This is a genomic window from Variovorax beijingensis, assembly GCF_003951285.1.
Classification (GTDB): Bacteria; Pseudomonadota; Gammaproteobacteria; order Burkholderiales; family Burkholderiaceae_C; genus Variovorax; species Variovorax beijingensis.
This window is the reverse complement of sequence record NZ_RXFQ01000002.1, coordinates 221,567-234,087: the sequence shown is the minus strand read 5'-3', so window position 1 is coordinate 234,087 and position 12,521 is coordinate 221,567. Positions and strand designations below refer to the sequence as shown.

Below are 12,521 nucleotides of genomic sequence, written 5' to 3'. Positions count from 1 at the left end.
ACGCCGTGCCGTGGCGGCGGTTTGCTTACTTGGCCGTCGGCCTGGCGGCTGCGCCGGGAAAGCGCGCCACGTAGTAGGCAAGGGTGTCCAGGTCCTCCGGCGGGATGCCGCTCAGCGCTTCGGTCATGGCCTGCGTGTAGCCCGGGCGCTTGCCCGTGCGGAAGCCGTGCAGGGTCAGCTGCAGGTAGTCCTCGCGCTGCTGCGCGATGCGCGGGACCTGCTGGCCGCCGCTCAGGTCGGCGCCGTGGCAGATCACGCAGCGATGCGTTTGCGCCAGGGCCTGGCCGCGTGCCATGCGCGCCGCATCGGGCGGTGCGGCCGGCGGCGCGGCGGGCAGCGGCGGCAGCGTGGCGATGAATTCCGAGAAGCCGCGCAGGTCCTCGTCCTTCATGGTCTTTGCCACCGCCGACATCGCGGGGTTGTCGCGCCGGCCTTCGCGGAACAGGAACAGCTGGGTGATCGCATAGAACGAATGCTGGCCCGCGAGCACCGGCGTTCCCGCCATGTCGCTGCGCCCGTTCGCGCCATGGCACGAGGCGCACACGGCCGCATAGCGCTGCGCATAGCTGCCCTGCGCCGGCTGCGTGCCCTGTGCGCGGGCGGGCGGCGCCGCTGAAGCGAGGAGCGTCATGGCGATGCCCGCAATGGCCTGCGCGATGAAGAGGAAGCCCTTGCTCATCGGCCGCCGTAGCTGATGCGGTAGATCGCGCCGGCGTGGTCGTCGCTCACGAGCATGGAGCCGTCCTTCAGCACCAGGAAGTCCACCGGCCGGCCCAGGTAGTTGTTGTTCTCGACGAAGCCCGTCATGAAGGGCTCGACCTTCGCGCCGCCCTTGCCGTCGGGCCATGCCACGGCGATGTCGGCGTACTTGACGGTGCGGTTCCACGGGCCGTGGCGGGCGATGAACATTGCACCGCGGTACTTGCTGGGGAACATCTTGCCGTTGTAGAAGGCCAGGCCCAGCGAGGCGGCGTGCGGGCCGAGCAGCGCGGCGGGCTTCGCGAACTCGCCGCAGTTCTTGCCCCAGCCGAACTCGGGGTCGGCGATGTTGCCCTGGTGGCAATACGGGTAGCCGAAATGCTGGTCGGGCCTGGTCACCACGTTCAGCTCGTCGTTGGGCAGGTCTTCGCTGAGCCAGTCGCGGCCGTTGTCGGTGAACCAGAGGTTGCCGGTCTTGGGGTCGAAGTCGAAGCCCACCGTGTTGCGCACGCCGCGCGCCACGGTCTCGATGCCGCTGCCGTCCAGGTTCATGCGGAAGATGCGCGCGTGCGCCTCGTCGGGGTCGCAGATGTTGCAGGGCGCACCCACGGCGTAGTAGAGCTTGCCGCCGTGCACGCGCAGGTAGCGCCAGCTGTGGTCCTGCCCGCCGGGCAGCTTGTCGTTGAGCACCGCGGGCGTGCCGGGGTTGTCGAGCTTGTCCTCGATGCCGTCGTAGCGAACGATCTGCTTGTGGGTGGCGAGATAGAGCGCGCCCTTGTGATATTCGATGCCGGTGGCGAACTCGGTCTTGTCGACGATGGTCTTCGGCTTGCGGTCGCCTTTCTCGGCAATGGCATAGACCTTGTTGCCCACGAACAGCGTGCTCACGAAGACCGTGCCCTTGTCGCCCTGGCGCAGCGAGCGCGCATCGAGCACGCCCGAGGCCCAGGTCTCCGCCTTGAAGCCTGGCGGCAGCTTGAACTTGGCGGTGGGCAGCTGGTCGGGCGCGGTCGGGATCGGGAAGGAGGGCACCGGCGCCATGCGCGTGGCGGCCTCGGTCTTGGGGCGCCCCTTGGCCCAGCCCGGCTCCTCGGCCGGTGGCTGCTGTGCCCAGGCGGCGGTGGCGGCAACGCAAAGCAGGGCGGCTGTTGCCGCATGCGGACGGAGTCTGGCCATGTCTTGTCTCCTTCTCGTTGTGGGGTGCTCTTCTTGTGTTCACCGAACGCAGCGCGATCGGCGACGGCGGCCAGTGTGCGAGCCTGGCGCCGGGTCTTCAATAAAATAATCGAGCTAAGTAATATGCATGCCATGCATATACAGACGATGGACCTCAACCTGCTGCGTCTTTTCGACGCGGTCTACCGCGCCCGCAGCGTGAGCCGCGCGGCCGAGGCGCTGGGGCTCACCCAGCCGGCGGCCAGCCACGGCCTCGGCCGCCTGCGCCTGCTGCTGAAGGACGCGCTCTTCACGCGCGCGCCGGGCGGCGTGGCGCCGACGCCGCGCGCCGAGCGGCTGGCCACCGCGGTGCAGGCTGCGCTCAACACGCTGGAAGAGGCGCTGCAGGAGCCCGGGCGCTTCGAGCCGCAGGCCTCGCGCAAGACCTTCCGCATCCACATGAGCGACATCGGCGAGGGCCGTTTCCTGCCCCCGCTCATGGCGCGGCTCGGCGAGCTGGCGCCCAACGTTCACATCGAGACCCTGCCGTTGCAACCGACGGAAATCGCGCCCGCGCTCGACAGCGGCCGCATCGACTTTGCCTTCGGCTTCCTGCCCAAGGTGCGCGACACGCAGCGCAAGCACCTGCTGAAGGACCGCTACATCGTGCTGCTGCGCAAGGGCCATCCGTTCGCGCGCGGGCGGCGCAGCAGCCAGGCGCTGATCGAGGCGCTGCAGACGCTCGAGTACGTGGCGGTGCGCACGCATGCGGAGACGCTGCGCATCCTGCAGCTGCTCAACCTGGAGGAGCGCGTGCGGCTCACCACCGAGCACTTCATGGTGCTGCCGGCCATCGTGCGCGCCACCGACCTGGCCGTGGTGATGCCGCGCAACATCGCGCGCGGGTTTGCCGAGGAGGGCGGCTACGCCATCGTGGAGCCTGCCTTTCCGCTGCGCGACTTCGCGGTCTCGCTGCACTGGAGCAAGCGCTTCGAGGCCGACCCCGCCAACCAGTGGCTGCGGCAGGTGATCACGGCGCTGTTTTCGGAGCGCACGTAGAAGCAGAAAGAGAAGAAGAAAGCTCGCAGGACACAACCAAAGTACGCGGTCCCGCGCGAATGGATTCCCCTACGGAAAATAGCCCAAGTTGCTGCGGCGCAACATGGAAACCCGTGGGTTTTCCCGTCGAAATACGATGAAAGCCTTCGCATTTCGGGATCCCGAATCGAATGCGCTCTTCCCGATGAATTCTTTCGCGCTCAGTGCTTCGCGCGAGGGCTTTCCGCCCCCAAAAACCGTCATCGAAATTGTTGCAACCACTTGTAGAGTGACTTGGCCATGTGAACGGTTTGTCGCCGCGGGGCCGCCGGCATTTCTCCTTGAACGGCGGGTGCATCACGCGTCCATTCACGCGCACATGCATCGTTGCCGAATTCATTCAAGACCCTGGAGAAATGCATGACTACCGCCGATCAGCCGAGCCGCACCGCGCCCCTTACCTCGGGTCAGATGGCGATGTGGCTCGGCGCAAAGTTCGCGTCGCCCGACACCAATTTCAATCTTGCCGAAGCCATCGAGATCGATGGCCCCATCGACCCCGCCATCTTCCTTGCCGCCATGCGCCACGTGGCCGATGAAGCCGAAGCCACGCGGCTGAGTTTTGTCGACACGGGCGAAGGGCCGCGCCAGGTCGTGGCGCCCACCTTCACCGGCGAGATCCCCTATCTCGACCTGAGCGGTGCAAGCGATCCGCAGGCCGAGGCCGAGCGCTGGATGCGCGCCGACTTCACGCGCAACATCGACCTGGCGGCGGGGCCGCTGTGGCTGTCCGCGCTGATCCGCCTCTCGCCCGTGCGCCACATCTGGTACCACCGCAGCCACCACATCGTGCTCGACGGCTTTGGCGGCGGGCTCATTGCGCGCCGCTTCGCGGACGTCTACAGCGCCATGGCCGAAGGCAGCACGGCCGTGCCCGACGAATCGCGCCTGGCGCCGATCTCTCAGCTGGCCGAGGAAGACAACGCCTACCGCGCGTCGGGCCGCTTTCCGCGCGACCGCCAGTACTGGGTCGAGCGCTTCGGCGATGCGCCGGATCCGCTGAGCCTGGCCTCGCGGCGCTCGGTCAACATCGGCGGCCTGCTGCGCAAGACCGTGCACCTGCCGGCCGCCAGCGCGCAGGCCTTGCAGGCCATTGCGCAAGAGCTCGGGACCACGCTGCCGCAGATCCTCATCGCCACCACCGCGGCCTACCTGTACCGCGCCACCGGCATCGAGGACATGGTGATCGGCATCCCCGTGACGGCGCGCCACAACGACCGCATGCGGCGCGTACCGGCCATGGTGGCCAACGCGCTGCCGCTGCGCCTGGCGATGCGCGCGGACCTGCCGATCCCGGAACTGATCCGCGAGGTCGGCCGGCAGATGCGGCAGATCCTGCGGCACCAGAGCTACCGCTACGAGCACCTGCGCAGCGACCTCAACATGCTGGTCGCCAACCGGCAGCTGTTCACCACGGTGGTCAACGTCGAGCCCTTCGACTACGACTTCCGTTTTGCGGGCCATGCCGCGAAGCCGCGCAACCTGTCGAACGGCACGGCCGAGGACCTGGGCATCTTCCTGTACGAACGCGGCAACGGGCAGGACCTGCAGATCGACTTCGACGCCAACCCCGCGGTGCACAGCGCAGAAGGGCTGGCCGATCACCAGCGCCGGCTGCTCGCGTTCATGGCCGCGGTGATCCGCGAGCCGGGCCAGGCCATCGGCCATGTCGATCTGCTCCGGGCCGACGAGCGCAGGCAACTGCTGGTGGAGTGGAACGACACGGCGCACCCGGTGCCTGCCAGCCATCTCACCGCGCTGATCGAGGCCCAGCTTGCAGCCAACCCGCAAGGCATCGCACTGCGCTTCGAGGGCGAGGCGATGTGCAACGATGAACTGAACCGCCGCGCCAACCGCCTCGCGCACCTGCTGCGCGCACGCGGCGCAGCGCCGGAGCGCACCGTGGCCCTCGCCATTTCGCGCTCGATGGAACTGATGGTGGCCCTGCTCGCCACGCTGAAGACGGGCGCCGCCTACCTGCCGGTCGACCCTGACTTTCCGCAGGACCGCATCGCCTTCATGCTCGGCGACGCGCAGCCGGTGTGCCTCGTCACCACCACGGCGCTTGCGGAGACGCTGCCGATCGGCGCAGGGCAATTGCTGCTCGACCTGCCGCAAACGATTGCCGAACTGGGGAGTTGTCCGGACACCGATCCCGCCGTGGCAATCGACCCCGACCATCCGGCCTATGTGATCTACACCTCGGGCTCCACCGGAACGCCGAAGGGTGCGGTGGTGTCGCACCGCGCCATCGTCAACCGCCTGCGCTGGATGCAGCACCGCTACGGCCTGCGTGCCGACGACCGCGTGCTGCAGAAGACGCCTTCGAGCTTCGACGTGTCGGTCTGGGAATTCTTCTGGCCGCTGATCGATGGCGCGACGCTGGTGCTCGCAAGGCCGGGCGGCCACAAGGACGCGGCCTATCTGGCCGGTCTGATCGCCAGCGAAGGCATCACCACGATCCACTTCGTGCCCTCGATGCTCGAGGTCTTCCTGCTGGAGCCCGCCGCGTCCGCCTGCAGCACGCTGCGGCGCGTGATCTGCAGCGGCGAAGCGCTGTCGCCCGCGCTGCAGTCGCAGTTCCAGCAGCGCCTGTCCTGCGAGTTGCACAACCTCTACGGGCCGACCGAGGCCGCCGTCGACGTCACTTCGTGGGAATGCCCGCGCGAGCCGCAGGCGGCGGCCGCATCGGCGAGCGTTCCCATCGGCCGCCCGATCTGGAACACGCAGATGCACGTGCTGGACAGCGGCCTGCAGCCCGTGCCGCCGGGCGTGGCCGGCGAGCTCTACATCGCGGGCATCGGCCTGGCGCGCGGCTACCTGAAGCGGCCGCTGCTGAGTGCCGAGCGCTTCATTGCCAACCCGTATGGCGAGCCCGGCAGCCGCATGTACCGGACCGGCGACCTCGCGCGCTGGCGCAGCGACGGCAGCCTCGACTTCCTGGGCCGCGCCGACCAGCAGGTGAAGATCCGCGGCCTGCGCATCGAGCCGGGCGAGATCGAATCGGTGCTGCTGAAGCATCCGCAGGTGGCGCAGGCCGCGGTGCTTGCACGCGAGGACGTGCCGGGCGAGAAGCGCCTGGTCGCCTACGTGGTGGCCGCCGATGCGGCCGAACTTCAAGCCGCCGAACTGCGCACGCACCTGGCGCAGGCCTTGCCCGAGTACATGGTGCCCTCGGCCTTCGTGGGCCTGCCGGCGCTGCCGCTCGGCCCGAGCGGCAAGCTCGACCGCAAGGCACTGCCGGCGCCCGAGCTGCAGGCCGCCACGCCGTATGCGGCGCCGCGCACGCCGACCGAAAAGATCCTGGCCGGCCTCTGGGCCGAGACATTGCACCTGCCGCGCGTGGGCATCCACGACAACTTCTTCGAGCTCGGCGGGCACTCGCTGATGATCGTGCAGCTGATCTCGATGATCCGGCAGCAGTTCATGATCGACCTGCCGCTGGACACGCTGTTCCAGGTCTCCACCATCGCCGGCCTCGCGCAGCTGCTCGACCAGGAGACGGTGGCGCGCCCGAGCCTCGTGCCGATGCCGCGCCCGGCGCGCATTCCGCTGTCGTTCGCGCAGCGCCGCCTGTGGCTGATGAACCAGCTCGAGGAAGGCAACCCCGCCTACAACATGCCGCTCGCGCTGCGGCTTTCCGGCGTGCTGGACCGCGCGGCGCTGCACGAGGCGCTGGGCGACCTGGTGCAGCGCCACGAGAGCCTGCGCACGATCTACCCGAACGAGGACGGGCTGCCCTACCAGCACATCCTGGCTGGTGCCGAGGCGCGGCCGGCGGTGATCGAAGCCGACAGCAGCGAGGAAGACATCGCCGCGCAGCTGCATGCCGCGGCGCACCGCGGCTTCGCGCTCGGCACCACGCCGCCGCTGCGCACGCACCTGTTCAGGCTGGCTGCCGACGAGCACGTGCTGCTGCTCCTGACGCACCACATCGTGGGCGATGGCGCGTCGCTGCTGCCGCTGGCGCGCGACCTGAGCGTGGCCTATGCCGCACGCTGCGAAGGCAAGGCGCCGGGCTGGGCGCCGCTGCCGCTGCAATATGCCGACTACGCGCTGTGGCAGCACGAACTGCTCGGCAGCGAAGACGACCCCGACAGCATGGCCGGCCGCCAGCGCGAGTTCTGGCGCGAGACCTTGCGCGACCTGCCCGAGCGGCTGAGCCTGCCCGTCGACCGACCGCATCCGGCGGTGCCCAGCTACCGCGGCGACGTGGTGCCGATGCAGATCGGGCCGCGCGTGCACGAGCGCATGCTGCAGCTGGCGCGCGACGGCCAGGCCAGCGTCTTCATGGTGCTGCAGGCGGCGCTCGCGGGGCTGCTGCACCGCCTGGGTGCCGGCGACGACATCGCCATCGGCACGCCGGTGGCCGGGCGCAGCGACCACGCGCTGGACGAACTGATCGGCTGCTTCGTCAATGCGCTGGTGCTGCGCACCGACCTTTCGGGGCAGCCGAGCCTGCGCGAGCTGATCGCCCGGGTGCGCAGCACCAACCTGGCGGCCTACGCCAACCAGGAGCTCCCGTACGACCGCATCGTGGAGCTGCTGCGGCCGGGGCGCTCGGGCGCCAACCTGCCGCTGTTCCAGGTCATGCTGGGCTTCCAGCAGGGCAGCAGCCGGCTGTCCTTCAGCCTGCCGGGCCTGTCGATCACGCCGCAGCCGGTGGCCGTGGACACCGCGAAGTTCGACCTGTCCTTCATCCTCGACGAGCAGCGCGGCGCCGACGGCCTGCCCGGCGGCATTGCCGGCGGCATCCAGTACAGCACCGACCTGTTCGACCGCGGCACGGTCGAGGCCATCGCCATGCGGCTCGCGCGCCTGCTCGAAGAGGCCTGCGATGCGCCCGACGAACCCATCGGCAGCCTGGCCATCCTGAGCGCCGAGGAAAACCGCCGCCTGCTGGAGGACTGGAGCGGCCCCACGCGCGAGCTGGCGCCGCTCACGCTGGCCGCCATGGTGCAGGCCCACGCGGCCGAGCGCCCGCATGCGGCGGCGGTGGTGCTCGACGATGCGACCGTGAGCTATGCCGAACTCGACCTGCGCGCCAACCGGCTCGCGCACCTGCTGCGGGGCCGGGGCATCGGCGCCGGCGCCATCGTGGCGACGGTGCTGCCGCGTTCGCTCGACCTCGTGGTGGCGCACCTGGCCATCGTCAAGGCCGGCGCGGCCTACCTGCCGATCGATCCGGGCCACATGGCCGGGCGCAGTGCCTTCGTGTTCGAGGAAGCCGCCCCCGCCGCCGTGCTGACCCATGCCGCGCTCCTGCCGCAGCTGGCCGGCGTGCCGCACTGCATGGCGCTCGACGGCGGCGAGACGATGGCCGCGCTGGCGATCCAGCCGGACGGCCTGCCGGCGCAGGCCGCCGATCCGCAGCAGGCCGCCTACGTCATCTACACCTCGGGTTCCACCGGCGTGCCCAAGGGCGTGGTGGTGCCGCATGCGGGGCTGAGCAGCCTGGGCGCCGCGATGATGGAGCGGCTCGCGATCACGCCGGATTCGCGCGTGCTGCAGTTCTCCTCCAGCGGCTTCGATGCTTCGGTGATGGACCAACTGATGGCCTTCCACGCCGGCGCCGCGCTGGTGGTGCCCGCGGCGCAGCAGCTCCTGAGCACGGACCTGGCCGATCTGCTCGAAAGGCAGGCTGTCAGCCATGCGCTGATTCCGCCCGCCGCGCTGGCCACCTTGCCGCCCGGCGAATTTCCGAACCTGCAAACGCTGGTGGTGGGCGGCGACGCGTGCCCCGCCGCGCTGGCCGCGCGCTGGTCGCAGGGCCGCCGCATGGTCAACGCCTACGGCCCGACCGAGATCACCATCTGCGCGAGCATGAGCGCGCCGATGGATGCGACGGAGCCGCCCTCCATCGGCCGGCCGGTCTGGAACACGCGCATGTACGTGCTCGACGACAGCCTGCGGCCGGTGCCGCCCGGTGTTGCGGGCGAGCTGTACATCGCAGGCAGCGGCGTGGCGCGCGGCTACCTGAAGCGCCCCGTGCTGAGCGCCGAGCGCTTCATCGCCAACCCCTTCGGCGAGCCCGGCAGCCGCATGTACCGCAGCGGCGACCTCGCGCGCTGGCGCAGCGACGGCAGCCTCGACTTCCTGGGCCGCGCCGACCAGCAGGTGAAGATCCGGGGCTTCCGCATCGAGCCCGGCGAGATCGAGTCGGTGCTGCTGAAGCATCCGCAGGTGACGCAGGCCGCCGTGGTCGTGCGCGAGGACATCCCCGGCGACAGGCGCCTGGTGGCCTACTTTGCCGCCGCATCCGATCCGCAGCCGGTCGAGCTGCGCGCGCACATGGCGAAGGCGCTGCCCGACTACATGGTGCCCTCGGCCTTCGTGCACCTGCCGTCGCTGCCGCTGACGCCAAGCGGCAAGCTCGACCGCAAGGCGCTGCCCGCACCCGGAGAGCCGCAGGCCGGCGCGCAGTACGTGGAACCGCGCACGGCCACCGAGAAGCTGCTCGCGGGCCTGTGGGCCGAGACGCTGCAGCTGGAGCGCATCGGCATCCACGACAACTTCTTCGAGATCGGCGGGCATTCGCTGATGGCCATCCAGCTCGGCATGCGCATCCGCCAGCAGGTGCGCGCGGATTTTCCGCATGCCGAGGTCTACAACCGCCCCTCGATTGCCGAGCTGGCCGCGTGGATCGACGACAACGCGGGCGGTGGGGCCGAGGCGCTGGACCTGTCGCGCGAACTCGAGCTGCCCGCGCATATCCGCCCGCACGGCACCGCTGCACCGGCGCTGAAACCGAAGCGCGTGTTCCTCACCGGCGCGAGCGGCTTCGTCGGCAGCCACCTGCTGGCCGCATTGCTGCGCGACACCACGGCCTGCGTGGTGTGCCACGTGCGCGCCGAGGACGCGCAGGCTGGCGAGCTTCGCCTGAAGCGCACGCTGGCCCAGCGCCGGCTGGGTGCGGTGTGGGACGAGGCGCGCATCCAGGTCGTGACCGGCGACCTCGGCAGGCCGCGCCTGGGCCTGGACGACAGCGCCGTGCAGCTGGTGGTAGATGGCTGCGACGCCATCTACCACTGCGCCGCGCAGGTCGACTTTCTGCATCCCTATGCGAGCCTCAAGCCCGCGAACGTCGACAGCGTGGTCACGCTGCTCGAATGGACGGCCGAGGGCCGTGCGAAGAGCATGCACTATGTCTCCACGCTGGCCGTGATCGACCCGAACAACGCCAGGGAGGGCACGGTCACGGAGCAATCGGCGCTGGCTTCGTGGAGCGGGCTCGTCGACGGCTACAGCCAGAGCAAGTGGGTCGGCGATGCGCTGGCCCGCGAGGCGCAGGCGCGCGGCATGCCGGTGGCGATCTACCGGCTGGGGGCCGTCACCGGCGACCACGCGCATGCGATCTGCAACGCCGAGGACCTGATCTGGCGCGTGGCGCACCTCTATGCCGACCTGGAAGCGATTCCCGACATGGACCTGCCGCTCAACCTGACGCCGGTGGACGACGTGGCGCGCGCCATCCTCGGCCTCGCGGGGCACGAAGCCTCGTGGGGCCAGGTGTTCCACCTGACGAGCCAGGAGGCGCTGCGCGTGCGCGACATTCCGCAGGTCTTCGAACGCATGGGCATGCGGCTGGAGCCGGTGGGGCTCGAGCCCTGGCTGCAGCGCGCGCACCAGAGACTGGCCACCGTGCAGGACCGCGACCTGGCCGCGGTGCTGGCGATTCTCGACCGCTACGACGCCACGGCCACGCCGCCGCAGGTGAGCGGCGCGGCCACGCATGCGCAGCTCGAAGCCATCGGCGCACCGATCCGTCCGGTGGACCGCGAGCTGCTGCAGCGCTACTTCGTCGACCTGGGCATCGACACCAAGGCGCGCCGCGCCGCGGAAACCACCACTTCATAGGAAGGAGCAAGAACGCAAATGGCAAGCTATCTCATCGCGGCCACCGCCTTGCCGGGGCACGTGTTGCCGATGCTCGCGATCGCACAGCACCTCGTGGGCCTCGGGCACGAGGTGCGGGTGCACACCGCGAGCCAGTTCAGGGCGCAGGCCGAAGCCACCGGCGCAAGCTTCACGCCGTTCGCATCCGCGATCGACTACGACTACCGCGACCTCGACAAGCGCTTTCCCGAGCGCCAGCGCCTGTCGTCCGCGCATGCGCAGCTGTGCTTCGGCCTCAAGCATTTCTTTGCCGATGCCATGGCCGCGCAGCACGCGGGGCTGCGCTCGATCCTCGAGGAGTTCGAGGCCGATGCCATCCTGGTCGACACGATGTTCTGCGGCACCTTTCCGCTGCTGCTGGGTCCGCGCGAAGAGCGTCCGGCCGTCGTCGCCATCGGCATCTCGGCGCTGCCGCTGTCCAGCTGCGACACCGCCTTCTTCGGCACCGCGCTGCCACCGTCGAGCACGCCGGAAGGGCGCGCGCGCAACCTGGCGATGAACGCCAACCTCAAGCAGGCGATGTTCGGCGAGGTGCAGCGCCACTTCGACGGCCTGCTGGCGCGCACGGGCTCGCCCGCGCTGCCGGAGTTCTTCGTCGATGCGATGGTCAGGCTGCCGGACCTGTACCTGCAGCTCACCGCGCCTTCCTTCGAATATCCGCGCAGCGACCTGCCTGCATCGGTGCGCTTCGTCGGCCCGCTGCTTGCGCCCGCGAGCCGCGGCTTCACGCCGCCCGACTGGTGGCCCGAACTGGACGACGGCCGCCCGGTCGTGCTGGTGACGCAGGGCACGCTGGCCAACCAGAACCCGGCGCAGCTGATCGGCCCGGCGCTGCAGGCGCTGGCGGGTGATGGCAAGCTGCTCGTCATTGCCACCACCGGCGGCCCGGTGCCGACGGCGCTGGCTGCGAACCTGCCCGCCAATGCCCGCGTGCTGCCGTTCCTGCCCTACGACCGGCTGCTGCCCAAGGTGCATGCCATGGTCACCAACGGCGGCTACGGCTCGGTCAACCATGCGCTGAGCCTCGGCGTGCCGCTGGTGGTGGCCGGCACCAGCGAAGAGAAGCCCGAGATCGCCGCGCGCGTGGCCTGGTCGGGCGCGGGCATCAACCTGGGCAGCGGCCAGCCGGGTGCGCGCCAGATTGGCGATGCCGTGCGCAAGGTGCTGGGCGAGTCCACCTACCGGCAGCGCGCGGCCGCATTGCGCGAGGACTTCGCGCGCCATCAGGCGCTCGCCGGCATCGCCGAGGCGCTGGCGGCGCTGCGCCGCACCACCCCCGCATCCGCGGAAATGGCCTGAACCCCCAAGGAAATCGACATGAGCAATCCGTTCGACGACAAGAACGCCAGCTTCCTGGTGCTGGTGAACCACGAGGGCCAGCATTCGCTGTGGCCCGCCTTCATCGCCGTGCCCGCCGGCTGGCAGGTGGCGCTGGCAGCGACCGACCGGGCCGCCTGCGATGCCTTCATCGAAGCGAACTGGGTCGACATGCGGCCGCGCTCGCTGGCGGCGGCCGGCGGCGGCTGACGGCACCGGGCTCTCGCCATGGGCGCGCTCACGCCCGTGGCCCGGGAATTGCTCTCGCTCTCCAGGGTTTCCCCTTAGGCCGCATACCCGCGTCCACATACGCAATATGGCTCCTGCGGTATGTGGGCACTGGCACAAGCGGCTAA

At 69.9% G+C, this 12,521-nt stretch carries 6 protein-coding genes; 4 read left to right on the top strand and 2 right to left on the bottom strand.

The genetic code is table 11. The annotated features are described in order from the left end of the window. Window positions 1-25 precede the first annotated feature (25 nt). Window positions 26-679, bottom strand: coding sequence for a c-type cytochrome (locus EJO66_RS04115; protein WP_124956309.1), 654 nt, complete (start codon window positions 677-679; stop codon window positions 26-28). Next, window positions 676-1,875 (bottom strand): PQQ-dependent sugar dehydrogenase, encoded by a 1,200-nt coding sequence (locus EJO66_RS04110; protein ID WP_206168831.1) that lies wholly within the window; start codon window positions 1,873-1,875, stop codon window positions 676-678. Before EJO66_RS04110 ends, EJO66_RS04115 begins: the two co-directional genes overlap by 4 nt. 123 nt (window positions 1,876-1,998) lie before the next feature. Here EJO66_RS04110 and EJO66_RS04105 point away from each other — a divergent pair, with 123 nt between their 5' ends. From EJO66_RS04105 to EJO66_RS04090, 4 genes are all read left to right on the top strand, one after another. After that, window positions 1,999-2,913 (top strand): LysR family transcriptional regulator, encoded by a 915-nt coding sequence (locus tag EJO66_RS04105; protein WP_125964697.1) that lies wholly within the window; start codon window positions 1,999-2,001, stop codon window positions 2,911-2,913. Between the two features lie 399 nt (window positions 2,914-3,312). Then, window positions 3,313-10,809, top strand: a complete 7,497-nt coding sequence (locus EJO66_RS04100) for a non-ribosomal peptide synthetase (protein ID WP_125964696.1) — start codon at window positions 3,313-3,315, stop codon at window positions 10,807-10,809. Between the two features lie 18 nt (window positions 10,810-10,827). Continuing rightward, window positions 10,828-12,147 carry a glycosyltransferase gene (locus EJO66_RS04095; RefSeq protein WP_124956303.1) on the top strand — a complete coding sequence of 440 codons (1,320 nt, stop codon included), beginning with the start codon at window positions 10,828-10,830 and terminating at the stop codon, window positions 12,145-12,147. A gap of 18 nt (window positions 12,148-12,165) precedes the next feature. Continuing rightward, window positions 12,166-12,375: an MbtH family protein gene (locus EJO66_RS04090; RefSeq protein WP_124956301.1), complete on the top strand. Its 210-nt coding sequence runs from the start codon at window positions 12,166-12,168 to the stop codon at window positions 12,373-12,375. The last annotated feature ends 146 nt before the right edge of the window (window positions 12,376-12,521 follow it).

Excerpts from the sequence above, each read along its gene's own strand:
- EJO66_RS04115 (WP_124956309.1), bottom strand. The coding sequence starts at position 679 with ATGAGCAAGGGCTTCCTCTTCATCGCGCAGGCCATTGCGGGCATCGCC.
- EJO66_RS04110 (WP_206168831.1), bottom strand. The coding sequence starts at position 1,875 with ATGGCCAGACTCCGTCCGCATGCGGCAACAGCCGCCCTGCTTTGCGTT.
- EJO66_RS04105 (WP_125964697.1), top strand. The coding sequence starts at position 1,999 with ATGCATGCCATGCATATACAGACGATGGACCTCAACCTGCTGCGTCTT.
- EJO66_RS04100 (WP_125964696.1), top strand. The coding sequence starts at position 3,313 with ATGACTACCGCCGATCAGCCGAGCCGCACCGCGCCCCTTACCTCGGGT.
- EJO66_RS04095 (WP_124956303.1), top strand. The coding sequence starts at position 10,828 with ATGGCAAGCTATCTCATCGCGGCCACCGCCTTGCCGGGGCACGTGTTG.
- EJO66_RS04090 (WP_124956301.1), top strand. The coding sequence starts at position 12,166 with ATGAGCAATCCGTTCGACGACAAGAACGCCAGCTTCCTGGTGCTGGTG.